Annotated in this window: 16 protein-coding genes; 7 read left to right on the top strand and 9 right to left on the bottom strand. The window is 58.4% G+C overall.

Going from position 1 to position 25,848, the window contains the following annotated elements:
• Positions 1-7 precede the first annotated feature (7 nt).
• The 9 genes from aceE to NANH_RS0122670 all read right to left on the bottom strand — a co-directional run bounded on the left by aceE (position 8) and on the right by NANH_RS0122670 (position 16,522).
• The gene (gene aceE, locus NANH_RS0122710; protein ID WP_027264097.1) at positions 8-2,662 is read right to left on the bottom strand and encodes a pyruvate dehydrogenase (acetyl-transferring), homodimeric type; all 2,655 of its coding nucleotides are present in this window, start codon (positions 2,660-2,662) and stop codon (positions 8-10) included.
• A 33-nt stretch (positions 2,663-2,695) separates the two neighbouring features.
• Complete coding sequence (phbB, locus tag NANH_RS0122705) at positions 2,696-3,418, bottom strand: acetoacetyl-CoA reductase (protein ID WP_027263278.1); 723 nt, start codon at positions 3,416-3,418, stop codon at positions 2,696-2,698.
• A 49-nt stretch (positions 3,419-3,467) separates the two neighbouring features.
• On the bottom strand, positions 3,468-5,234 hold the full coding sequence (locus NANH_RS27000) for a PHA/PHB synthase family protein (protein ID WP_081710523.1): 1,767 nt from the start codon (positions 5,232-5,234) through the stop codon (positions 3,468-3,470).
• A gap of 91 nt (positions 5,235-5,325) precedes the next feature.
• The gene (locus NANH_RS0122695; protein WP_027264096.1) at positions 5,326-6,510 is read right to left on the bottom strand and encodes an acetyl-CoA C-acyltransferase family protein; all 1,185 of its coding nucleotides are present in this window, start codon (positions 6,508-6,510) and stop codon (positions 5,326-5,328) included.
• Positions 6,511-6,539: 29 nt separating this feature from the next.
• Complete coding sequence (locus NANH_RS0122690) at positions 6,540-8,435, bottom strand: propionyl-CoA synthetase (protein WP_027264095.1); 1,896 nt, start codon at positions 8,433-8,435, stop codon at positions 6,540-6,542.
• A 57-nt stretch (positions 8,436-8,492) separates the two neighbouring features.
• Positions 8,493-10,796 carry an NADP-dependent malic enzyme gene (locus NANH_RS0122685; RefSeq protein ID WP_027264094.1) on the bottom strand — a complete coding sequence of 768 codons (2,304 nt, stop codon included), beginning with the start codon at positions 10,794-10,796 and terminating at the stop codon, positions 8,493-8,495.
• A complete protein-coding gene (scpA, locus tag NANH_RS0122680) occupies positions 10,793-12,937 on the bottom strand; it encodes a methylmalonyl-CoA mutase (protein ID WP_027264093.1) in 2,145 nt (714 codons plus the stop codon). The genes NANH_RS0122685 and scpA overlap by 4 nt, the downstream gene beginning before the upstream one ends.
• 40 nt (positions 12,938-12,977) lie before the next feature.
• Positions 12,978-14,978 (bottom strand): acetyl-CoA carboxylase biotin carboxylase subunit, encoded by a 2,001-nt coding sequence (locus NANH_RS0122675; RefSeq protein ID WP_027264092.1) that lies wholly within the window; start codon positions 14,976-14,978, stop codon positions 12,978-12,980.
• An 11-nt stretch (positions 14,979-14,989) separates the two neighbouring features.
• Entirely contained in the window at positions 14,990-16,522 is a 1,533-nt protein-coding gene (locus tag NANH_RS0122670) for an acyl-CoA carboxylase subunit beta (protein WP_027264091.1), read from the bottom strand.
• Between the two features lie 293 nt (positions 16,523-16,815).
• On the opposite strand from NANH_RS0122670, the gene NANH_RS0122665 reads away from it, so the two are divergent.
• The 7 genes from NANH_RS0122665 (at position 16,816) to NANH_RS0122635 (ending at position 25,835) form a co-directional block, all read left to right on the top strand.
• The gene (locus NANH_RS0122665) at positions 16,816-18,234 is read left to right on the top strand and encodes a helix-turn-helix domain-containing protein (protein ID WP_027264090.1); all 1,419 of its coding nucleotides are present in this window, start codon (positions 16,816-16,818) and stop codon (positions 18,232-18,234) included.
• A 669-nt stretch (positions 18,235-18,903) separates the two neighbouring features.
• Positions 18,904-20,403, top strand: a complete 1,500-nt coding sequence (locus NANH_RS0122660) for an ABC transporter substrate-binding protein (protein WP_027264089.1) — start codon at positions 18,904-18,906, stop codon at positions 20,401-20,403.
• Between the two features lie 72 nt (positions 20,404-20,475).
• Positions 20,476-21,414, top strand: a complete 939-nt coding sequence (locus NANH_RS0122655; RefSeq protein WP_027264088.1) for an ABC transporter permease — start codon at positions 20,476-20,478, stop codon at positions 21,412-21,414.
• The gene (locus NANH_RS0122650; RefSeq protein ID WP_027264087.1) at positions 21,411-22,214 is read left to right on the top strand and encodes an ABC transporter permease; all 804 of its coding nucleotides are present in this window, start codon (positions 21,411-21,413) and stop codon (positions 22,212-22,214) included. The genes NANH_RS0122655 and NANH_RS0122650 overlap by 4 nt, the downstream gene beginning before the upstream one ends.
• Positions 22,211-23,815, top strand: coding sequence for a dipeptide ABC transporter ATP-binding protein (locus tag NANH_RS26995; protein ID WP_036050252.1), 1,605 nt, complete (start codon positions 22,211-22,213; stop codon positions 23,813-23,815). Before NANH_RS0122650 ends, NANH_RS26995 begins: the two co-directional genes overlap by 4 nt.
• Positions 23,812-24,744: a MurR/RpiR family transcriptional regulator gene (locus NANH_RS0122640; RefSeq protein ID WP_027264086.1), complete on the top strand. Its 933-nt coding sequence runs from the start codon at positions 23,812-23,814 to the stop codon at positions 24,742-24,744. The genes NANH_RS26995 and NANH_RS0122640 overlap by 4 nt, the downstream gene beginning before the upstream one ends.
• The gene (locus tag NANH_RS0122635; RefSeq protein WP_027264085.1) at positions 24,741-25,835 is read left to right on the top strand and encodes a P1 family peptidase; all 1,095 of its coding nucleotides are present in this window, start codon (positions 24,741-24,743) and stop codon (positions 25,833-25,835) included. Before NANH_RS0122640 ends, NANH_RS0122635 begins: the two co-directional genes overlap by 4 nt.
• The last annotated feature ends 13 nt before the right edge of the window (positions 25,836-25,848 follow it).

Genomic DNA, 25,848 nt, shown 5'->3' with positions numbered 1-25,848 from the left:
CCCGCGCTTAGACCAGCCGGGGGTTCGGCTTGGTGCCGTCAATGTTGTACTTGCTCAGGGCGGTTTCCATTTCCGCGCGGCTGACATGGCCGGCGCGATACAACCGCTGCATCGCCGCTGCCGCGATATGGTTGGCGTCCACTTCAAAGAACCGTCGCAGATTGACCCGGCTATCGGACCGTCCGAACCCATCGGTGCCCAGCACCGTAAAGTCGTTCGGCACCATCGCCCGGATTTGCTCGGCATAGTTCTTCATATAATCGGTGGCCGCGATAACCGGCCCCTTGGCCTTGGCAAGCTGCCCGGTCACAAAAGGTTGCCGCTCTTGTTCCAGAGGGTTCAACCGGTTCCAGCGCAGGCAATCCTGCCCTTCGCGCGCCAATTCGTTCAGCGAGGTTGCCGACCAGATGTCGCTGGTCACGTCAAAATCCTCTTCCAGCATCTCGGCGGCCTTGATCGCCTGCACCAGGATCGTGCCCGAGCCCATCAGGTTCACATGCCGATCGCCGGGTTTCGGCGTTTCGCGGAACCGGTACAGTCCTTTGACGATATCGTCCTCGACCCCCATCGGCATGTCCGGGTGGCGGTAATTCTCGTTCATCAGGGTCAGGTAGAAATACACATCCTCCTGATCGACATACATCCGCTGCAACCCGTGCTGCACGATCACCGCTACTTCGTATTGGAAGGTCGGGTCATAGCTGATGCAGTTGGGGATTGTACCCGCGAGGATATGCGAATGCCCGTCCTCGTGCTGCAACCCTTCGCCGTTCAGCGTGGTGCGCCCTGCGGTGCCGCCCAACATGAACCCGCGCGCCCGGCTGTCGCCCGCGGCCCAGGCCAGATCGCCGATCCGCTGGAACCCGAACATCGAGTAATAGATAAAGAACGGGATCATCGGCACGCCGTGGTTGGAATAGGCGGTTGCCGCCGCAATCCAGTCGGCCATCGCACCGGCTTCGTTGATGCCCTCCTGCAGCACCTGCCCGTCGGTGCTTTCTTTGTAGAACGACATCTGATCGGCGTCCTGCGGGGTGTATTTCTGCCCCAGCGGATTATAGATGCCGACACTGCGGAACAGGCCTTCCATACCAAAGGTGCGGCTTTCGTCCGGCACGATCGGCACCACGTTTTTGCCGATCTTCTTGTCGCGCAGCAGCGTGGTCAGAATGCGCACAAATGCCATGGTGGTGGAAATCTCGCGATCCCCGGTTCCCTTGAGCTGGACCTCGAACTTCTCCAGCGGCGGAATGTCCAGCTTGTCCGATTTGGACTGCCGTTGCGGAAACGCCCCCCCCAACGCCTTGCGCCGATCCGCAAGATAGGCCTTTTGGGCATTGTTCAGCGTCACGAACGGTGCCTTGCCCACATCTTCGTCGCCGATCGGAATATCGAACCGGTCGCGGAAGGCGCGCAGCTGCTCCTCGTTCAGCTTTTTCTGCTGGTGCGTGGTGTTTTGCCCCTCGCCCGCCGTCCCCATGCCATGCCCCTTGACCGTCTTGACCAGCAGGCAGCTGGGTTGGCCCTTGTTGTCAGACGCCCGTTTGAACGCGGTATAGACCTTTTCCGGATCATGCCCGCCGCGGCGCAAGGCCCAGATCTGATCGTCGCTCCAGTCTTCGACCAGCGCCGCCGTTTCCGGGTATTTGCCAAAGAAGTGTTCGCGGATATAAGCGCCATTCTTGGATTTGAACGTCTGATAGTCACCGTCCAGCGTTTCATCCATCAACTGTCGCAACCGACCGCTGGAGTCTTTCTCCAGCAACTCATCCCACCCCTTGCCCCAGAGCAGTTTGATCACATTCCAACCCGCGCCGCGGAAATCGCCTTCGAGTTCCTGAACGATCTTGTGGTTGCCGCGCACCGGACCGTCCAGACGCTGCAGGTTGCAGTTGATGACAAAGATCAGATTGTCCAGCCCCTCGCGCGCGGCAAGGTCAATCGCACCCCGGCTCTCCGGTTCGTCCATCTCGCCATCGCCGAGAAAACACCAGACCTTGCGGTCGCCCATATCGATATGGCCCCGGTTGTGCATGTATTTCATGAACCGCGCCTGATAGATCGCCATCAGCGGCCCCAACCCCATCGAAACCGTCGGGAACTGCCAGTAATCCGGCATCAGCCAGGGGTGCGGATAGCTCGACAGACCCTTGCCGTCGACTTCGCTGCGGAAATTTTCCAGCTCGGCCTCGCTGATGCGTCCTTCCATAAAGCTGCGCGCATAGATGCCGGGAATCACATGTCCCTGAAAAAACACCAGGTCGCCGCCGTGGATAGCGGATTTGGAGCGCCAGAAATGGTTCAGCCCAATATCGTACATCACCGCCGCACTGGCAAAGGACGCGATATGCCCGCCATATTCGCTGGACACTTTATTACGGCGCACAACCGTCGCCATCGCGTTCCAGCGGTTGATGGTGCGGATGCGCCATTCCATTTCGATATCGCCGGGAAACGCCTCCTGATCATCCGCCGGTATGGTGTTCTGATAAGGCGTCGTCGCCGAAAACGGCAGGTTCGCCCCGGCCGCACGCGCCTGTTGAACCGCCTTGTCCAACAGAAAATGTGCGCGATTGGCTCCATCGCGCTCAATCACATCCTCAATCGCTTCCTGCCACTCCTGGGATTCAACAGGATCAATATCGTCCAGCGGCTTGGTCATGGGTCTTCCTTTGAATGGATAGCGGTTGAACTGTCAGCTGAAGAACTGGGCTCCGTTTGCGCTGATGGTGGATCCGTTGATGAAATCAGAGTCGTCGGAGGCCAGGAAGACCACACAACGGGCAATCTCTTCGGGTTGGCCCAAACGTCCTGCGGGGATCTGCGCGATGATGCTTTCGCGCACCTTTTCCGGCACGGCCATGACCATATCCGTCCCAATATAACCTGGGCAAATGGCATTGGCGGTGATGCCGGCGCGCGCGCCTTCCTGGGCCAGGGATTTGACGATGCCCAGATCGCCGGCCTTGGTGGCGGCATAGTTGACCTGTGCGAACTGGCCCTTCTGGCCATTGACAGAGCTGATCACGATGACGCGGCCGAACTTGCGTTCGCGCATCCCCGGCCAGATCGGATGTACGGTGTTGAATACGCCGGTCAGGTTGGTGTCGATGACCTCTTTCCACTGCTCCGGAGACATTTTGTGGAAGGGGGCGTCGCGGGTGATGCCGGCGTTGGCAACGACAACGTCGATCGGGCCAAGATCGGCTTCGACCTGTGAGATGCCGGCCTTGCTTTCGTCGTAATCGGCAACGTTCCACTTGTAAGTCTTAATGCCGGTTTCTTCGGTGAACTTGGCAGCGGCTTCGTCATTGCCGGCATAGGTCGCGGCAACCGAGTATCCGGCGGCTTTCAGGGCGGTGGAAATGGCGGCGCCGATACCGCGGCTGCCTCCGGTTACGAGAGCTGTTCGAGCCATGTCAGTATCCTTTCAATTACAATTTCGATTATGCGTGCCCTGCTGCGGGCTATTTCGATAAAACGTAGGTACCGGGTGCGTCTTCGATTATGTCCAGCCTGCCATCACCCGGCACCCGGGCGGGGACCTGCTTGGCGCGGTCCTTGGCTTCCAGCCAATCGGCCCAGGTGGGCCACCACGAGCCCTTGGCGTGGGTTGCTTTTTCCAACCATTCCTCGGGAGATTCGGGATAATCGCGACCAATCCAGTAGCCGTATTTTTCGCGCTCGCCGGGCGGATTGATAACGCCAGCAATATGCCCGGAACCGCCGAGTACAAACTTGACGTCGCCGCCCAACAACCCGGTTGTGGGATAGACGGACCTCCAGGGCGCGATGTGGTCTTCCTTTGTGGCCAGCACGAAACATGGTGTCTTGATCTTGCCAAGGTCGATTTTCGTGCCGTTCAGGACCAATCCGCCGGGCTGGCGCAATGCATTGCGCAGATAAATCTGTTCAAGATACCACAGCAACATCGCCGCCGGCAGACGGGTGGAATCCGAGTTCCAATAGAGCAGGTCGAACGCAGGCGGTTTGTTGCCCATCAGGTAGTTCATCACATGGAACGACCAGACCAGATCATTTTCCCGGATCATCGAGAACATGTCCTGCATGTGGTAACCCTCAAGATGGCCGGTCTCGGCCATATGATCACGCAATGTTTCCAGCCGTTCATCGTCGATGAAAACACCGATTTCGCCCACATCGGTGAAATCCACCATCGTTGCCAATGTTGTTGCCGCAGCGACGCGATTGTCACCTTTGGCCGCGAGGTACGCCAGCGTTGCCGTCACCAGGATTCCGCCGATACAGAACCCGAGGATGTTGATCTTCTTTTCACCCGTGGCCAGTTCGATTGCATCGATCGCCGCCAGCGGGCCTTCATTCATGTAATGCTCAAAGCTCTTTTCCGCGTGCTCAGGACCCGGATTAACCCAGCTGATGATGAAGACTGTATGGCCGCGATCCAGCATGTAGCGCACAAGGCTGTTCTTCTCGCGCATGTCCATGATGTAGTATTTGTTGATCCAGGCAGGCACGAACAGGATCGGACGCTTGCGTTGTGTTTTTGTGCGTGGTTCGAACTGGATCAGCTGCATCATGTCGTTCTGAAACACAACTTTTCCGGGGGTCGTGCCCAGATCGCGCCCGACCACAAAAGCCTTTGGATCGTTGGTGGCAATGTCCAGCCGGCCGTCACCGCGCTCGAGATCATCCAACAGGTTGCTGAACCCGTCCAGCAGGCTTTGGCCATCGGTATCCAGCAGTTTCTTGCGGGCCTGCGGATTGAGAGTCAGAAAATTGCTCGGCGCCAGAGCGCTCAGGATCTGCCGGGTATAGAATTTGACCCTCAGATGCTCTTTGGAGTCTTCAGGAAATTGGTTGAGAATCTCCAGAGTGGCTTCTTCCAGCGCCAGATGTACATCGCGGCACACCCGCGCGATTGGATCCGTATTCCAGCTGTCATCCCTGAAACGGCGGTCCTTGATCTTGGAGGCGGTACCGGTCCAGCCGGCCATCCAGATATTGGCCATCTTACCGAAGGCCGATTGTTGGAGTGCCATCAGGTCGGCGGGTCTGGTCGCCATCGCCATGCCGACCTTGGCATAGGCCGCCGCCACCGAGGTGGAATCGACAATAGAAAAATCGCCACCCGACACCTTGGCCGCTGTTGAAGTGGCGGCTCGCGAAAACAATCCCTGAGCACGTTGCATGAGGCTCCAGTACTCCAGAAGCCGTTCGTTCAACGGATCTGATTGGAGGTCTGGGTTGGACATGGTGCGCTCCTTTGAATTGGATCGTGCGATTGGTGCGGGTGGCGACAGGTGGCCCGTTGCCGGGGAGGATTCGGCAACGGGCGGGGGAGGTTCAGCTGAGACGTTCAATGGCCAGCGCGATGCCCTGGCCACCACCAATGCACATGGTCACCAGACCGAATTTACCGTTGACGCGGTCCAGTTCGTTCAACGCCTTGATCGTGATGATCGCGCCAGTGGCTCCGATCGGGTGGCCAAGTGCGATCGCACCGCCATTGGGATTTACCTTGCTGGTGTCAAAACCCAGTTCCTTGTTCACGGCACAGGCCTGAGCGGCAAAGGCTTCGTTTGATTCAATCACGTCGAAATCACTCGCGTTCATGCCTAACTTGGTCAATAGGGCCGTGACCGCCGGAATGGGACCAATACCCATCACTTCAGGGCGCACGCCAGCATGGGCATACCCCAACAGCCGCGCGCGTGGTTTGAGCCCCTGTTTCTCGGCCGCATCCGCCGAGGCCAGCACAAGCGCCGCCGCGCCGTCATTGAGACCCGATGCGTTGCCGGCCGTGACCGATCCTTCCTTGCGGAAGGCCGGGCGCAGTTTGCCCAGACTTTCGACCGTGGTCGATGCCTTGGCGTGTTCATCAGTGTCAAAGGGCACCATGTCGCGGCGAACTTTCACATCGATTGGAAGGATTTGAGATTTGAACCGGCCTTCTGCGATGGCCACACCGGCGCGGCGCTGGCTTTCGGCGGCAAAGGCATCCTGATCGTCGCGAGAGATCTGATACTCCGATGCGACATTTTCAGCGGTCACGCCCATGTGGCCGCCCCCAAACGGGTCATTCAGGGCGGCAACCATCATGTCGGTCATACTGACATCGCCCATTTTCTGACCAAAGCGTGGGGATTGGCTGGAGTAAGGCGAACGCGACATGCATTCCGCCCCACCGGCCAGTGCAAAATCGACGTCACCCAGCATGATATGCTGTGCCGATGAGACGATTGCCTGCGCGCCCGATCCGCAAAGGCGGTTCACCGTAAGCGCGGGCGCTTCGGCGGGAACACCAGCCTCGACCGCCGCGACCCGACCAAGGTACATGTCCCGGCCTTCAGTATTGATCACATGGCCAAAAACAGAATGCCCGATTTGTTTTGGATCCACCCCGCTGCGAGCCATGGCCTCTTTGGCAACGGCGGCAGCCAAAGCCGTGGGCGCATGGCCTGCGAGCGACCCGCCAAATGTACCGATTGCGGTGCGCACACCGTCCAGAATTACTACGTCTTGTGTCATGTTCTTTTCTCTTTCAATGTCAGTTGTGGTCAGGGTGCTGGTGTGCCCAATCCGGCGATCTTGCCAGAGATTTGGTCAAGTACTTGGGGGTCGTCGATTGTGGCAGGCATTTTCCAGTCGGTGCCGTCGGCAATGGAAACCATGGTGGCCCGCAAAATTTTGCCGGAACGTGTCTTGGGCAACGCGTTGACAACCATACATTGCTTGAAGGCTGCCACCGGACCAATTTCCTGCCGGATCAGTTTCACGCATTCCTTTTCAATCTCTGACTGATTACGGTCACAGCCGGCATTGAGGCAGATCAGCCCCAGGGGCGACTGACCTTTCAGGGCGTCTCCGATGCCGATGACTGCACATTCCGCTACGTCCGGGTGGCTGGCGAGTACTTCCTCCATTCCACCCGTCGATAACCGGTGGCCCGCCACGTTAATGACGTCGTCCGTCCGTGCCATGATGTAGAGGTAGCCGTCTTCGTCCATGATCCCGGCGTCCCCAGTCTCGTAGTAGCCGGGGAAATGATCCAGATAAGATTTCTTGAACCGATCATCCGCATTCCACAGCCCGGGCAATGTGCCCGGTGGCAGCGGCAATTTGATGGCAATCGCACCCAGCGTACCGTTTGGCACCGGGTGACCGCCCTCGTCCAGAATGTCGATCTTGTATCCCGGCATCGGAACCGCCGGAGAGCCCGGCTTGATTGGCAATTGTTCGATCCCCAGCGGATTGGCGGCGATGCCAAACCCGGTTTCGGTCTGCCACCAGTGGTCAATCACCGGCTTTTTCAGATGCTTCTGGGCCCAGTTGATCGTATCCGGGTCGGCGCGTTCACCAGCCAGGAACAAGGCCTGTACGCCCGAGATGTCGTACCGATGTACATGTTTGGCTTCGGGATCTTCGCGTTTGATGGCACGTAGGGCCGTTGGCGCGGTAAAGAACACTCTGACGTCGTGTTCCTCGATCACGCGCCAGAACGTGCCGGGATCAGGTGTTCCAACGGGTTTGCCTTCGAACACAACCGTGGTGCAGCCCATCAGCAAAGGAGCATAGCAGATGTAGCTGTGGCCCACGACCCAGCCCACATCAGAGGCGGCCCAGAATACATCACCCTGTTTGACATTGTAGATATTCTTCATTGTCCACAACAGCGCCACCATGTGCCCGGCATTGTGGCGCAGAACGCCTTTGGGCTGCCCAGTTGTGCCCGACGTGTACAAAATATAAAGTGGATCATCTCCGCGCACAGGTACACATTTCGCGGGCTTGGCCTCTTCCGTTGCAGCATCCCAATCAAAATCGCGACCGTCAACCATGGATGCTTTTGCATGTGGACGTTGCAGGATAATGGTAAAGTCCGGCTTATGCGCCGAAAGGTCGATTGCGCCATCCAAGAGTGGCTTATATTCGACGATCCGCCCCGGCTCGATCCCGCAGGAGGCCGCTATGACCGCCTTCGGCTTGGCATCTTCAATCCGAACGGCCAATTCATGTGCGGCGAAACCACCGAAGACAACCGAATGCACTGCACCTAGCCGGGCACAGGCCAGCATTGCGACAAGCGCTTCTGGCACCATCGGCATATAGATGACCACGCGGTCACCCTTTGTGACGCCACGGTCGGACAGGGCACCCGCCAATTTGGCGATCTTGTTTTGTAACTCCGCATAGGTAATCTTGGTTTTGCTGTTCGTGACCGGGCTGTCGTGAATGATCGCGACCTGATCGCCATTGCCCGCCTCGACATGGCGGTCCACAGCGTTCCAGCAAGTGTTTGTGCGGGCATCCGAAAACCACCGGTAATAGGGGGCATTGCTGTCATCCAACGCCTTGGTCGGGCGGGTAAACCAATCCACGTCGTTGATAGCGTTCATCCAGAAGGCTTCGGGATCGCGCTCCCATTCAGCATATACGTCCTTGTATGAGGTCATAGCATTGCTCCTTAATTCTCTATTTCTGCGCCGGTGTTTCGGTTTGGATGGATTTTGTCAGCCATAGCTGGCGACTGGTGTGCGCGCCAAAGCGGCGATATTGACCAGGCCGCGTGGCGTGACAGAAGGGCTTACAATCTGAACGCGATTGCCCATCCCCATCAAAACCGGACCGATTTCAATTCCTCCGGCCAGTTGCTTAAGCAAATTGCGCCCGCCGGACGCAGCATCGACATTCGAAAAAATCAGACAATTGGCTGCGCCAGTCAGTCGGGAATTGCGGAACACGGATTGCCGGAGATCCGGATTCAAAGCGTGGTCCGCGTGCATTTCACCTTCGTATTCGAAATCCACGTCCATCCCGTCTAGAATGCTCAGCGCTTCGCGCATCTTGTCGCCGGATCCGGTGTGCAGCGAGCCGAACACGGAATGACTGAGCAGGGCGATCTTGGGTTCGATTCCAAACCGGCGGATATGGCGCGCGGCCGCAACGCTGGTTTCAGCCAGGTGGATCGGGTCGGGTTCGACGTGAACCTGGCTGTCGGCTATAAAGATAACACCCTGTTCAAGGATCACTGGAGACAGTGCGCCGATCGGGTGCAACTTGCCGCCCTGGCCATCGTCCAGACCGCCCAGGACCTGGACCGCATGATCCAGATGCCACCGATAATCGCCCTGTGTGCCGCAAATCATCGCATCGGCATGGTTTAGCCTTACTGCAATGGCAGCAATGGCAGTTGTGTTTGTGCGCATAATGGTCTGTGCGCTTGCCGGGGACACACCGTTGCGTTCTGTCAGATCCAGATAGGTCTCCCAGTAGGTACGATACCTGTCGTCCTGTGTCGGGTCGATCAAATCGAAATCGCTGCCTATTCGGATTGGCAAGGCGTCTCTTTCGATCCGCGACTGGATGACATCAGGGCGCCCGATCAGAATAGGGTTCTCGATGCCTTCCTCGATCATGCCCTGGGCGGCGCGCAGTACGCGGATATCCTCGCCTTCGGCAAAGATTACCTTGCGCTCGAATCGTGTCGCGGCATCGAACACCGGGCGCATCAGCAGCGCAGTTTTGAAGACGTTGCCTTCAAGTTTGCTGCGATACTCTTCGATATTGATCGGTCGTTTCGCCACGCCGGAATCGATCGCCGCCTGAGCCACGGCGCTGGCCACAGTGGCCAGAAGGCGCGGATCGAATGGCTTGGGGATCAGGTAATCGCGACCAAAAACCATGCGCTCGTCGCGATAGGCCATCGCCGCTTCGGCCGAGGACGTCTTGCGCGCCAATTCCGCAAGGGCATGGGCGCAGGCCACTTTCATGGGCTCGTTGATCTGGGTCGCGCGCACATCCAATGCACCCCGAAAGATAAAGGGAAAACACAGTACGTTATTGATCTGATTGGGGTAATCTGATCGTCCGGTGCAGATAATCGCATCTTCACGCGCAGCTTTTGCGTCTTCTGGCATGATCTCGGGGGTCGGGTTGGCCAGCGCCATGATCACCGGATCCTTGGCCATCGTCTTGATGGTTTCCTTCGTGATCACGCCGGGACCGGACACTCCGAGGAACAGATCCGCGCCCTCGATCACGTCGTCGATCTGCGGCGTGCCATCCTGGGGCGGCTGGGCGAACCTCTGCTTGGTCGCGTCCAGATCGTTGCGGCCCATGTGGCACAGACCCTTGCGGTCACACATCCAGATGTTTTCACGTTTTACGCCCAGATCCATCAATAACGTCAGACAGGCAATGCCTGCGGCCCCGCCACCAACAGCTGCAACCTTGATATCCTCGAAATTCTTTCTGGCGATACGCATGGCGTTGATCGCCCCTGCTGCCACCACGATAGCTGTCCCGTGCTGATCGTCGTGAAAGACCGGGATGTTCATCCGCTCTTTGCAGATGCGTTCAACCTCAAAACACTGCGGCGCTTTGATGTCTTCAAGGTTGACTGCACCAAAGGTTGGTTCCAGCGCGATCACGATCTCAGCCAGCTTGGCCGGGTCGTCCTCGTTCACTTCGATGTCGAATCCGTCGAGATCGGCGAATTTCTTGAACAGCGCGATTTTGCCTTCCATTACCGGTTTTGACGCCAGCGCACCGATGTTTCCCAGTCCCAACACCGCTGTGCCATTCGATATCACGGCCACCCGATTGCCCTTGCCTGTGTAGCGAAAGGCATCCGCAGGGTTTTCGTGAATGTCCATACAGGCCTCGGCCACGCCCGGCGAATAGGCCAGCGACAAATCGCGTTGCGTGGTCATGGGCGTCGTTACACGCACGCCCAGCTTTCCCGGCGTCGGGAATTCGTGATAACGCAGCGCGGCCTCTCTCAGTGCCTGCTCGGCGGCTGATCTTTTGGTCATGCTACTTCCTCGGCGGTGCGCGCGGTCCGGATCAGGGACATCACATTGCGGGCTGCATCAGGGATGTTGGTGCCCGGACCGAAGATGGCCTTGACGCCACGCGAAATCAGGAAATCATAATCCTGTTGCGGAACGACGCCGCCGCAGATCACCAGAATATCCTCGGCGCCCTTGGATTTGAGCGCTTCCACCAGTTGCGGTGCCAGCGTCTTGTGGCCTGCCGCCTGACTCGAGATGCCGACCACATGCACGTCATTGTCGAGAGCATCCTGCGCAGCCTCATCCGGGGTCTGAAAGAGTGGCCCTACATCCACATCAAAGCCGATATCGGCAAAGGCGGTGGCGATCACCTTGGCACCTCGATCATGGCCATCCTGCCCCATCTTGACGACCATCATGCGCGGGCGGCGCCCTTCTTCATTGGCAAAGGTCTCGACATCGCGCTGTATCTCGGCAAAGCCCTCGTCGCCCTCGTACGCGGCGCTGTACACGCCCGCCAAAGTCTTGATCTCCGCGCGATGGCGGCCAAATACCCTTTCCATCGCGTCTGAAATTTCTCCAACAGTCGCCCGTGCGCGAGCGGCCTCGACCGCCAATTCCAGAAGGTTGCCATTGCTTCGCGCCCCCTTTTCGAGCGCGGCCACCGCCGCATCGCAGGCCGCTCGATCCCGGGTTTCGCGAATGCGGTCCAGCCGGGCCACTTGGGCGCGTCGAACTTCTTCGTTGTCGATCATGCGAACGTCAATTTCATCTTCTTTTTCAAGACGGTACTTGTTGACGCCGACGATCACTTCTTCGCCTCGGTCAACTGCGGCCTGACGTCGGGCGGCGGATTCCTCGATCCGTAATTTGGGCATGCCACTGGCCACGGCCTTGGTCATGCCCCCCATCTCCTCGACCTCTTCAATCAGCTTCCATGCCTTCTCAGCCATGTCGGCCGTCAGTTTTTCGACGTAATAGCTGCCCGCCAGCGGATCGACGACATTGGTGATGCCCGTCTCTTCCTGCAGGATCAGTTGGGTGTTACGGGCGATCCGGGCCGAAAATTCTGTTGGCAGGGCAATCGCTTCGTCCAGCGCGTTGGTATGCAGACTTTGGGTGCCGCCAAGGGCCGCCGACATTGCCTCATACGCGGTGCGGATGACGTTGTTGTAGGGATCCTGCTCCTGCAGGCTGACGCCGCTGGTCTGACAATGGGTGCGCAGCATCCGGCTTTGCGGCTGTTGCGGGTTGAATTCATCCATGATCCGCGACCAGAGCAGCCGCGCAGCGCGCAACTTGGCCGCCTCCATGAAGAAATTCATGCCAATGGCGAAAAAGAACGAGAGCCGCCCGGCAAATTTGTCAACGTCCATACCCCGCGCAATTGCCGCGCGCACATATTCGCGGCCATCCGCCAAGGTAAAGGCAAGCTCTTGCACAAGGTTCGAGCCGGCCTCTTGCATGTGATAGCCACTGATCGAGATCGAGTTGAATCGTGGCATGTTGTCGGAAGTGTATTCGATGATGTCCGAGATGATCCGCATCGACGGTTCCGGCGGGTAGATATAGGTGTTGCGCACCATGAACTCTTTCAGGATGTCGTTCTGGATGGTGCCGGAAAGCCGCGCCTTATCAACGCCCTGTTCTTCGGCCGCGACTATGAAATTCGCGAGTATCGGGATCACCGCACCATTCATTGTCATGCTGACGGACATCTGGTCCAGCGGGATGCCGTCGAACAGTATTTTCATGTCCTCGACACTGTCGATCGCCACCCCCGCCTTGCCGACATCTCCCACCACGCGCGGGTGATCGCTGTCATATCCGCGATGCGTCGCCAGATCGAAAGCCACCGAGCAACCCTGCTGACCGGCTGCAATATTCTTGCGGTAAAAGGAGTTCGATTCTTCAGCAGTCGAAAATCCTGCATACTGTCGGATCGTCCAGGGGCGGCCTGCATACATCGTGGCGCGGGGTCCCCGCAAAAACGGAGCCTCACCCGGCATCGAGCCCAAATGGTCGAGGTCTTTGAGATCGTCTTCGGAATAGACTGGTTTCACCCTGATCTCTTCAGGCGTTACCCAAATCAGATCGTCGGGCGCACGGGTCTTCAGTTCGCGCTCGGCAAGTCTCTTCCATGTTTCCAGATTTTCCGACATTGGTCCCTCCTCCCATGTTTCCGTCAAGTGCTGGCGGTACCTATTCAAACTCCATGATGACATCGTCGACGGCCAGGCTGTCGCCTGCACGGGCGTTGATTTTCGAAACTACCCCGGCGCGTTCAGCACGCAGAACATTTTCCATTTTCATCGCCTCTACGCTTGCCAGGGCCTGACCTTCCTGCACCTCATCGCCCTCGGATACGGCGATGGACACGACCAACCCCGGCATCGGGCACAAAAGCAGTTTCGATGTGTCTGCGGCGATCTTCTCTGGCATCAGTTCGGCCAGTTCGGCGATACGCTGCGTGCGGACGGTCACATCCAGGTCAGCGCCGCGATACCGGATGCGGAAGCCTTCTGTTCGGCCATCCACCTTGAGCGGCATACGAGTGCCATCCACCTCGATCAGCGCCAGACTGCGGCCCGGCACCCAGTCGGATGTGACCCGACACGTGGTGCCATCGTCAAAATTCACGGTCGATCCCTCGCGATCAGCAGATATTTCGACCGCGAAATTCCGGTCCTGAAGGGTAACAACCCAATCGGTGCCCACAATCCGCTCGTGGTTATCCATCCGGCCCGAGACCCGGGCGCGCCTGATCTCGACAACGCGGTGCATCGCGGATGCCGCCGCCGCGATCCGGCGCAGCGCATCATCGCCCAGCGTGACACCTTCAAACCCATCGGGATATTCTTCTTCGATGAAGGCTGTAGTGATGTCGCCTGACATGAACCGCGGATGATCCATCACCGCAGCCAGGAACGGAATGTTGTGTCCGATTCCCTCAATCTCGAACTCATCCAGCGCATCGCGCATGATTGCAATGGCATCGCTACGGTTCGGTGCCCATGAACACAGCTTGGCGATCATCGGGTCGTAATACATACTGATCTCGCCGCCCTCAAAAACGCCGGTATCGTTGCGAACGGCGCGATCTTTCTCGGCCACCTCAGCAGGTGGGCGATAGCGCGATAGGCGACCAATCGACGGCAAGAAGCCGCGATAGGGGTCTTCGGCATAAAGGCGGCTTTCGATCGACCAGCCGTTGATGCCGATATCTTTTTGTTTCAGCTTCAGTTTTTCGCCGTAAGCCACGCGGATCATCTGCTCGACCAGATCGATGCCAGTGATCAACTCGGTAACGGGGTGTTCCACTTGCAGCCGCGTATTCATTTCGAGGAAATAAAAGTTGCGTTCCCCATCCACGATGAATTCCACCGTTCCGGCGGAGCAATAATCAACCGCCTGCGCCAGCGCGACGGCTTGCTCGCCCATCGACTTGCGGGTTTGCGCGTCAAGAAAAGGGGAAGGTGCCTCTTCCACAACTTTCTGATTGCGTCGCTGGATCGAGCATTCACGCTCATTCAGATAAAGGCAATTTCCGTGCTTGTCGCCCAGCACTTGAATTTCGATATGCCGAGGCTGTGTGATGAACTTTTCGATGAATATCCGATCATCGCCAAAGCTGTTGGCCGCTTCGTTTTTGGAACTTTGAAAGCCTTCGCGGGCCTCCCCGTCATTCCAGGCGACTCGCATCCCCTTGCCGCCGCCTCCGGCGCTGGCCTTGATCATCACCGGATAGCCGATTTCGTTGCTGATCTTTACCGCGTCTTCGGCATCTTCGATCAGACCCATCACGCCGGGCACGGTTGAGACACCGGCCTCCTGCGCGATTTTCTTACTGGTGATTTTGTCACCCATCGCCTCGATCGCACCGCGGGGCGGGCCGACAAAGGCAACCCCTTCGGCTTCTAGTGCCGCGGCGAACTTGCTGTTTTCACTCAGAAAGCCATAGCCCGGATGTACCGCCTCGGCGCCAGTCTTGCGGATCGCTTCCATCACATTGTCGATGACGATGTAAGATTGGTTCGCCGGCGGCGGGCCGATATTCACAGCTTCGTCCGCCATCTTTACGTGAAGCGCTTCACGGTCGGCGTCGGAGTAGATTGCCACCGACTTAATACCCATTTTCCGGGCGGTTTTGATCACACGGCAGGCTATCTCGCCCCGGTTCGCTATCAGAATCTTCTTGAACATCTATCAGCCCCCTAAAGCGGAATGTTGTCGTGCTTTTTCCATGGATTGCTAAGCTTCTTGGTCCGCAAGGCAGCAAAGGCCCGTGCCACACGAAGCCGGGTTGAATGCGGCATGATCACCTCGTCGATAAATCCGCGTTCGGCAGCAACGAATGGATTGGCAAACCGGTCCTCGTAGTCCTTCGTATGGGCCGCGATCTTGTCGGCATCGGCCAGGTCGGCGCGGTGGATGATCTCGGTCGCGCCCTTGGCCCCCATGACGGCAATCTCGGCCGTCGGCCAAGCATAGTTGACATCGCCGCGCAGGTGCTTGGACGCCATCACGTCATAGGCCCCGCCATAGGCCTTGCGGGTGATGACCGTGACCTTCGGAACGGTCGCCTCACCATAGGCAAACAGCAGCTTCGCCCCATGTTTGATGACCCCGCCGTGTTCCTGGGACGTTCCCGGCAGAAAGCCCGGTACATCGACAAAAGTCAGGATCGGGATCTCGAACGCATCACAGAACCGGACGAACCGCGCCGCCTTGCGCGAGCTGTCGATATCCAGACACCCGGCCAGTACCATTGGCTGATTGGCCACAACGCCCACTGTCTGACCTTCGAGGCGGGCAAAGCCGGTGAGAATATTCTTGGCGAAATCCGACTGGATTTCGTAGAAATCGCCTTCATCTGCTGTCTTGCGGATCAATTCGCGCATGTCGTACGGCTGGTTCTGGTTCTCGGGCACCAGGCTGTCGAGCGAATTTTCGACCCTGCCAGGTGCATCAAAGAACGGGCGAACGGGCGCTTTTTCCCGGTTGTTAAGCGGCAGGAAATCCACCAGCCGACGCACTTCGGCCAGCGCCGAGACGTCATCTTCAAACGCCGCATCGGCGACGCTGGATTTACGGGTGTGGGTACTTGCCCCGCCCAGCTCTTCGGCGGTGACCTGTTCATTGGTCACTGTCTTGACCACATCCGGTCCGGTCACGAACATGTATGACGTGTCTTTCACCATGAAGATGAAGTCTGTCATTGCCGGCGAATACACCGCACCACCCGCACAAGGGCCCATGATTACGCTGATCTGGGGCACTACACCGCTGGCCATAATGTTGCGTTGAAACACTTCGGCATAGCCCGCGAGACTCGCGACACCTTCTTGAATTCGCGCGCCGCCTGAATCGTTCAGACCGATCACTGGCGCGCCGACCTTCATTGCCATATCCATGATCTTGCAGATCTTCTGTGCATGCGTTTCGCTCAGCGATCCGCCAAAGACGGTAAAATCCTGACTGAAAACATAAACCTGCCGGCCGTTGATCGTGCCCCAGCCGGTTACTACCCCATCGCCTGGTATCTTGACCGTTCCCATGCCGAAATCAGCACAGCGATGTGCCATGAAGGTATCGAATTCTTCAAAGCTGCCTTCATCCAGCAGCACTTCGATGCGTTCGCGGGCCGTCAGCTTTCCTTTGGCATGCTGGGCATCTATCCGATGCTGGCCGCCTCCGGCATGGGCTTCGGCGCGCCGAGATTCAAGTTCCCTATTCGTATCTATCATCGCAAAATCCCTCGTCAAAAGACAGGCTTCAAGCGGTAGCCCGATGGTCGGTTTTCTAACCAGCAAACGCCAATTTTTTGCGTTGGAAGCTAGCACCCAAAATGGTGTCAGATCTTTTTGCGGCCCCCCAACATGCCGTAGCAACGCGCTCAAGCAACAGGTTGCACTTGTCCGGTTGGCAAATTCTGCTAGGCATCATGGCATGTGAACGCCGTTCATCTAAATGAAAAATGGCGTGCAAGCGAACAATTCGCAGACTAAGGTATGCAATATGCAAACTTGTGAACAAGCTCATGGCGGAACGTAAGCTCTTTGCCGGCGCGCGGCTGAGGAACCTGCGCAGAGGGAGTGACCTGACGCAGCGCGAGTTCGCAAAACGTCTTGATATATCGGCGAGCTACCTCAATCAGTTGGAAAACAATCAACGGCCACTATCGGCCTCGGTGATGCTGGCGCTTGTTGATGCGTTCGAGATTGACCTCGCAGGGTTTGCTGTGGATGAGAGTGTTCGCCTGGCCGCAGATTTGAAAGAAGCGCTCGCCGACCCGATCCTCGCCGGACGGCGGCCCTCGAAGCAGGAAATCAAACTCGCTATTTCCAGTACGCCGGACATTGCCCATGCATTGCTGACTCTTCACCGGGGATACCAAAATCTTCAGGAAAGCATGGTTGCGTTCAATGACATCCTTGTACGCGGACACGTTCAATCTTTACCGCTTCCTTATGAGGAGGTGCGGGACTTTTTCCACTACAGCGACAACTATTTTGACATCCTTGACAGGAAAGCAGAGGCGCGCGCCAAAAAAGTGGGGATTGACGGAATTCGAAACAAGACCGCTGCAATAGAATGGCTGGGGGAAAAGCACGGTGTATCGGTGTCGTTTGGGCGCGGTGAACTCTCCAACGAAACACTCAGCGATTTCCAAGTGGAAGCAAAGATTTTCCGCATAAACAGAGCGCTTCCACAACCCAGCCAGGTTTTTCAGTTGTGGCATCAGATCGTGCTTCTGGAAGATCAGGAAGAGTTTGATCAGTTGCTGGACGCGGGCACCTTTCAGACTGCCGAAGGTCGGATGATCGCGCGCATCGGGCTGGCCAATTTCAGCGCTGGAGCAACCCTGATGCCCTATGGGGATTTTCTGGCTGCAGCCTCCGACTTCCGGCATGATCTGGATTTGCTCGCAGACAGATTCAGCGCCAGCATCGAACAGGTTGCGCATCGCCTCAGCACGCTTCAGAGGGCCGGTGCCAAAGGGGTGCCGTTTTATTTCGTCAGGGTTGATCGCGCGGGGGCAATCACCAAGCGTCACAGTACAACCCGCTTGCAATTTGCCAGATATGGCGGCGCATGCCCCTTGTGGAATGTTCACCAGGCATTTGAAACCCCAGGAGAGATTGTCCGGCAATTGGCCGAAACGCCCGATGGGGAACGCTATGTCTGCATTGCAAGAACCATTACGAAAAGAGGCCAAGGTTTCCGCGCGCCGATCCGACGGTATGCCATCGCACTTGGAAGCCCCGTCGATTACGCAAAGGACATCGTTTATGGCGACGATTTGAAAGTGGAATTGCCTGATGCGTATGACAAGATCGGAATCTCGTGCCGCATTTGCAATCGAAAATCCTGCCCGCAACGGGCTGTACCGCCGATCGATCGCAACATATCGATTGATTCTAATAGGCGGGGAATTGTCCCCTTTCAGATAGAATAGCTGCCCCTCCCGAGGGCAGTATGGCTGTTTCTTGAACGGTTCTGGCTTGAATTTGCCAGTCGTTCATCGCCTGCGCGTGCGTCTTGCTGCCCAAGGCTGACTGGGGAATCTGCCGGTTGCAGAGCCATACATAGCGGTGCCGCGTCGCTTCCGGCGCCGCGCGTGCGCGGACGCGACGGGATTGCAGCACCGCCTCGACGCGGCCATTGAACCGGTCCGGCATGCCGTTGGTCCGCGGCGAGGTCGGCGCCTCAGGCGATGCTTGCTGTCAAGAGTTGCGCAGAGCGTGTCGAACTCGTGCGCGCCGGCGGCTGCGCACTTGCGCAGGCCGAACAGCGGTCCGCGATCCTTTTGCCATTGTCGGTGGGTTTGGTGCGGGCGCGAATCGGGCAGGCACACTCCAGGTCACGTAGAAAAATGCGGTCACTGCCCCCCTCGTCGGCTTCCAGGGTTTTGCGTTCTTGCGCACCAAAACGATGGCAGGCATCGCGGGCTGCAATTGCCCCGTGGCATTTAAGGGAGCATCGCACTGGTGTAATCCAATGGGCCTTTTTGGTGCGCCAGCAGGTGTCGACCGAATGGGATCGGGGGTAGAGATAAAAATAACACTTTCCATATGATATGATAGTTTGCTACCAAAATACACAGAAACCAAAGGGAGGACATGAAATGTACAACAGAAGGATCATAACAGCAGCCGCGGTGCTGGCGTTGTCGGGCACGATCCTGATGGCGCAGGAAACAATCCGGATCGCATCGCCCTACAAGGTGACCGTTCTTGATCCCATTGTGTCTGCGGGGGGCGGTAATATCGAAGCCTATGGCTTGCTCTATTCGCGGCTGATGCGCACGGACAAGAATGGCAATCTCGTTCCGGGGCTGGCCGAAAGATACGAGATTTCCGAGGACGGTTTGACCTATACGTTCCACCTGCGCGACGCGAAGTTTTCGGATGGCACGCCGATCACGGCTGACGACGCGGCCTTCAGTCTGAACCGCGCGGCAAAGGATGAGAATTCGGCATATCCCGCCGGCTTCGCGCCGATTGCAGAGATCGCCGTGCTGGACGAACGCACGCTGCAATGGACCTTGAAACATCCCAGTGCGCCGATCCTGGCCAATCTCGATATCTTCAACGCAGGTATCGTCAGCAAGGACGATGTCGAAGAACGCGGTGAGGATGCCTTTGTCACCAATCCGGTCAGCTCTGGCCCTTATATGGTCAAGGAATGGAAGCCCAACGACCGCCTGTCGCTGACGGCGAACCCGAATTTTTGGCGCGAAGGGCTGCCCAGGGTCGAGAATGCCGAATTGATCGAGGTCAGTGACGCCAATGCCCGCGCGACGATGCTGATGGCAGGCGAGATCGAGGTCGACCGAACCGTGCCTTGGCCGCAGATCGAAGAGATCAACAACACAGATGGTGTATCGGTGAAGCTGGAGCCGTCGACGGTGCTCTACCTGGTGCTGCCCAACCACACCAGGCCACCCTTTGACAATCTCACGGTGCGCCAGGCGGCCACCATGGCTCTGGACCGCGCCGCGATTACCAAGGCGGTGACGCTTGGGCATGCGGAGGTGGCGAATTCGACATTCTCGAACGCGCTGAAATTTTACGATCCGTCGATCAGCATGCCTGCTTATGACCCCGCCGCAGCCCGCAAGCTGTTGGAAGACGACGATCTTGTAGGCACCGAGATCACCATGATGATCACTCCCGCTACCGAACAGATCGCGACGTTACTGAAGGCGCAATGGGACGCGGTCGGTTTCAAGACCACGGTGGAGCGGGTCGACGCCGGACTTTGGTGGTCAAAAATGGCCAATGCCGATTATGATGTGACGTCGTCGTGGTATTTCAATGAAACCGACGATCCGGATCTGGCCATCCGCTGGGCACTCTGCGGCACTTGCGGCAGCCATTCTTACTATACCCGTTACAACAACGAAGAGGTCAACGAACTGACCGAAGAAGCGCTGCGCGAGGGTGATGAGGAGAAGCGCGCGGGGTTGTACCGACGTATTCAGGAAATCACTGTGAGCGAGATCGCGCAGATCCCGCTTTATTACACGCCATATGCGAACGGCTATTCCGACCGAGTGAAAGGTTTGAGCCTGACTCCGGCGCTGCAATGGACGTTGGAAGAGGCCGAACTGACCGACGGTTAAGCCGCGTCACTACGCGGGTGGCCCACTTCAGTCGGGCCACTCAGTCCAGCACCTTCGTTACCGAGAGTTCATGTGAAAACCTTTCGCTTTATTGCCCTGAGGCTGGCACAGGCAATCCCTGTGCTGCTGGGTGTCAGCCTCATCACCTTCGTTCTGATGGCGGCGACGCCGGGCGATCCGATCCGTCTGTTGGTCGGTGACCGCGCCTCGCCGGAAACGATTGCGATGATCCGCGACCGCTACGGATTGGACGATCCGATCCTGTTTCAGTATTTCACCTATCTCAAGAACCTGATGGTTGGCGATATTGGGGTCTCGTTGCGTTACCGGGTGCCGGTGTCGCAACTGATTGCGCAGCATTATCCGGTCACACTGTTTCTTGTGCTTTACACAATCGTGCTGACTCTACCGCCGGTGATCGTGCTGGCAGTCTGGTCTGCGAAACGGCAGAACGGCATGGCCGACCAGATCATTCGCATGATGGGCGTGCTGGGGCTTGCTGTGCCGGTGTTCTGGCTCGCACTGATTCTGACGCGTCTGTTCGGCGTCAAGCTGGGCTGGTTTCCGGTCAGCGGCTTTGGCGATACGATGCCCGGGCACTTGCTGCACCTGTTCCTTCCTGCGCTTTCAACGATGATCTGGGTGGTGCCGATCCTGGTGCGCACGCTGCGGTCTGCGTTGTTGATCGAAATGAACCGTGACTATGCCCTGACGGGTATGTCCAAAGGATTGGGCGCGCGCCAGGTCTTCCGCACGCATGTGTTTCCCAACTCGATATTGCCGACACTGAATCTTTTTGCCGTGATCGTTGCCTATTTGCTGGGGGGCTCGGTGATCGTCGAGACGGTCTATGCGGTTCCAGGCATGGGCAAGCTGATGATCGACAGTATTCTGGCACGCGATTATTTCGTGGTGCAGGGGGCTACGCTGGTCTTTGCGCTGACCACACTGCTGGTCATGCTTGCGGTCGACCTGCTGTCGGCGCTGATCGATCCGCGGGTGACGCTATGAAGCTCTCTCCGATGTTCGTGACCGGCGTGGCGCTGGTGGTGCTGTGGTGCGTGATCGCGCTGGTCGCACCGAAGCTGGCCACGCATGATCCCTATGCCATCGACTTCGCAGCAATTCTGCAACCGCCGGGCGCGGAACACTGGTTCGGTACGGACAACGTCGGGCGCGATACCTATAGCCGGGTGATCTTTGGCGCGCGGCTGGCGCTCTACATCGGGTTGCTGGGGGTGATCGCGCCGATGCTGATTGGGATGACGGTCGGGCTGGTGGCGGGATATTTCGGCGGCTGGATCGATGTGGTGGCAATGCGGCTTGTCGACATCACTGTGCCCTTTCCCTTTTTTGTGCTGGTCCTGTCCATCGTCGCCGTGCTGGGCCCGGGGATCGAGAATTACTTCATCGCGCTCGCTTTGGTCGGCTGGGTCGGCTACGCGCGGCTGGCGCGGGCAGAGGCGCTGGTGCTGCGGCGGGCCGAGTTCGTGCTGGCCGCGCGAACCATGGGGTTTTCAAGCGGCTATATCCTGCTGCGCCACGTGCTGCCGAATTCTCTTTCCTCTATCGTGGTCTATCTGATGACGGATGTGACGTTGGTCATTCTTTTCGGTGCTGCGCTGGGGTTTCTGGGTATGGGGGTCTCGCCGCCAGCGGCCGAATGGGGCGTCATGATTGCCGAAGGTCAGACCTATATCTCTTCCGCTTGGTGGATTAGTTTTTTCCCCGGCCTTGCGATGGTGCTGATCGGGGTCGGCTTTGCTCTGATCGGTGACGGGCTGGCCCGCATGTTGAGGATCGAACGATGACGCCGCTTTTGTCAGTAAAAGATCTTACCGTGCGCTTTGGCGCGACCGTGGCTGTGGACGATGTGTCTTTCGATCTGGAGCGCGGCGCGGCGCTGGGGATCGTGGGCGAAAGTGGATCGGGTAAATCGGTGACCTGCCGTGCGGTGATGCGGCTTTTGCCCCCGTCGGCGCAAATCAGCGGCAGCGCCAGCTTTGAAGGCCGCGATCTGTTGCAAATGCCCGAGACAGAACTGAACCGCGTGCGCGGCAAGCGTATCGCGATGATTTTCCAAAACCCTTCGTCGCATCTCGATCCGCTGATGCGGATTGGTGACCAGGTGGCGCAAACACTGCACAAGCACACGGATCTGAAAGGTCGCGCTATCCGCGACGAGGTTCTGCGCTTGCTGGATGTCGTGCGCATCCCCGATTCCGAGCGTTGGGCACAGGCCTTTCCGCATCAACTGTCAGGTGGCATGAAACAGCGCGCCATGATCGCCGGGGCGCTGGCCTGTCAGCCCGATCTGCTGCTGGCGGATGAGCCGACGACGGCGTTGGACGCGACAGTTCAGAAAAGCGTGCTCGACCTGCTGGCGCAGCTGCGCCGCGAACAGAATTTGACGATGATCTTTGTCAGTCACGATCTGGGTGCGGTGGCACGGGTCTGTGACGATCTGCTGGTCATGCGCTGGTCCAGGCTGGTCGAAAGCGGCCCGGTGTCCAGGGTCATCGATGCCCCCCGCCATGACTACACCAGAAAGCTGCTCGCCTCGCATCCTGACCGGCTGAAACCGCGCGCGTTTGCGCCGGTTGGCCAGGGCGCACCGCTGGTTGAGGCACGCGGCATCCAGATCCGCTATGGCAGCCGCATGCTGTCAGATTGGATCGCCGGGCGCGAAGGCGGGTTCATGGCCGTGAAACAGGTGGATTTCGCTGTTCGCCAAGGCGAAACCCTGGGGATCGTCGGCGAAAGCGGGTCGGGTAAATCCACCCTCGCGCGGTCCCTTGTGGGGCTGGTCAAACCCTATCGGGGGGCGATATTTTTTGACGGCCAGCCCGCCGATCCCGCCGGGCCGGGGCGCATTGCCTACTTGCGTGAGATGCAACTGATCTACCAGCATCCTTCCGAGGCGCTGAGCCCGCGCATGACGGTGCAGGCCGCGATTGCCGAACCCCTGCGCCGCCATCGATTGTGCCCGCGCGACGCAGTGCAGGGCCGGGTGGCCGAGCTGATGTCGCAGGTCGATCTAGACCCGGATCTGATAACCCGCTTTCCCGGGCAGCTTTCCGGGGGGCAGTGTCAGCGCGTGGCGATTGCGCGTGCCTTGGCCTTTGATCCGCGCGTGCTGATCGCGGATGAGGTGACATCGGCGCTGGACGTGACCTTGCAGGCTCAGGTCATCGACCTGCTGTTACGGTTGCAAAAGGAAAGAGGGCTGACGATGATCTTTATCAGCCATGATCTGGCCGTGATCCGGCGCTTGTGCAGTTCGGTTATTGTTATGCGCGAGGGCAGGATCGTGGAGGCCGGACCAACGGCAAAGGTCTTTGACACACCCGCAGAGGCCTATACCCGCGCGTTGATCGACGCGATCCCGCACCTGAAGGGAGATGTCGCATGACTGACACACCACACCATTCCAAAACCAGAGCGCGAGACCGGCTCAAAAACGCGCGCAATCTGTCCAAGGCCGAGAGCGAGGTCGCGCTCTGGGTGGAACGCAATTTTGACAATCTGCCGTTCGAGACGGGTGCCGATCTTGCCGCCGGCGCAGGTGTCAGCGAGATGACCGTCAGCCGCTTCGTCCGGCGTCTGGGCTACCAGAACTTCAAGGCGTTCAAGGCTGCGGTAAACAATGAGTTTCGCAAGCCCGAAGCCGACACCAAAAGCCAGCGCAGCCGTCGCATTGCAATCCCCGAAGGCACGGAACCGGAGCTGCAGGAACAATTGCAGCTGGAGGTCGAGGCGATCCGGGGGGTATACGACCTGGCTACGACCGATCAATGGCGGGCCGCTTTGGATTGCGTGCAAACGGTCGAGCATGTCAACATCGTGGGTTTTCAGGCGGTCAAGGGCATGGCGATGGATTTCGCCACACGGCTCAAATACGTGCGGCCCGGTGTGCGTTTTGCCGATGGGCGCAGCGGCAGTTGGTCCGAACTTTTTCTTGAGACACCGGAAAACTCCTGCGTGATCCTGATCGAAGCGCTGCCCTATGCCCGCGAGGCGGTCAAGATTGCGGAACTTTGCCTGCGGCGTGACATTCCGCTTATAATGGTGACCGACCGCTACAGCACCTGGCCGCGTCAATATACGCCGCATGTGCTGGCCGTAACGACCTTTACCAAGGCCTATCTGGACAGCACCGCGGGCCTGTCCGCATTGCTGGGTCTGTTTCTCAACGGTATCACCGCACGCGTCGGCAAACCTGCGGCCAAGCGGCTGCGCGAGATGCGCGATCTGGCCGATCATTTCGATCCATTCATCTACGAGCCGAGCCGCCAGATGCGGCCTGTGGCGGACAAGAAAAAGAAAGGGAACCCCGAATGACCATTGCGCCGCGCGCCCGTGATATCGGGGTGACTTTCGACGGCACCCCGGGGCCGAACAACGCTATTACAGACGTCGACGGAATCACTGTGGGCTTTGCCACCGTAATCGAAGACGCCGTTCCCGGGTCCCACAAGGGGCTGTGCACCGGCGTCACGGCGATCATCCCGCGGGGCCTCAGCGGGGCTATCGATCCCGTCTGGGCCGGCATCCATTCTTTCAATGGCAACGGAGAGTTGACCGGCGCCCATCACATCAAGGACCTGGGCTGGTTCATGGGGCCGGTGATGCTGACCAATTCGCATAGCGTGGGGATCGTCAGTCACGCGGTGGTTGGCTGGATGATCGACCGCTACCCGGAAGCGTTTGAAGACGACCATATGTGGTGTCTTCCGGTTGTGGGTGAAACCTATGACGGCACGTTGAACGACATCAACGCGCGCGGTGTGGCCGAGGTACATGCACGGGCGGCGCTTGACGCTGCGGCGCCCGGCCCTGTTGCCGAAGGCAATGTCGGTGGTGGCGCGGGTATGATCGCCTATGAGTTCAAGGGCGGCACCGGCACCGCATCGCGCCGGGTCGTGGCGGCGGGGCAGTCCTGGACACTTGGCGTTCTGGTACAGGCCAACCACGGCACCCGCGATGGGCTGACCGTTTCGGGCGTGCCGGTCGGCAAACATCTGCGGAATGATCTGGTGCACCCGCGCGAGACCGGCTCGATCATCGTGGTCATAGCAACCGACGCACCGCTTCTGCCGCATCAGCTCGATCGGATGGCCCGTCGGGGCAGCATCGGCATCGGGCGGGGCGGTACCTGTGGCGGACATTCATCGGGCGACATCTTTCTGGCGTTCAGCACCGCCAACCCCCAGAGCAACCCCTGGCATGCGCCCGACGTGATGGCGCTGCAGATGCTGAAGGACACGCATCTTGATGTGCTCTACACGGCTGCGGTTCAAGCGGTGGATGAGGCGGTAATCAATGCCATGACTGCCGCACAGGACCGCCCCACAATCAAGCCCGCGAACAAGATCGTTCGGGCCATCGACCACGACGCGTTGCGTGCGGTTCTACGCAGCCATAGCTTTTAGAAATGAGAAAAAC

Origin of the sequence: Sedimentitalea nanhaiensis DSM 24252 (assembly GCF_000473225.1) — a bacterium.
Taxonomy (GTDB): domain Bacteria; phylum Pseudomonadota; class Alphaproteobacteria; order Rhodobacterales; family Rhodobacteraceae; genus Sedimentitalea; species Sedimentitalea nanhaiensis.
This window is presented reverse-complemented; position numbering and strand designations above follow the sequence as displayed.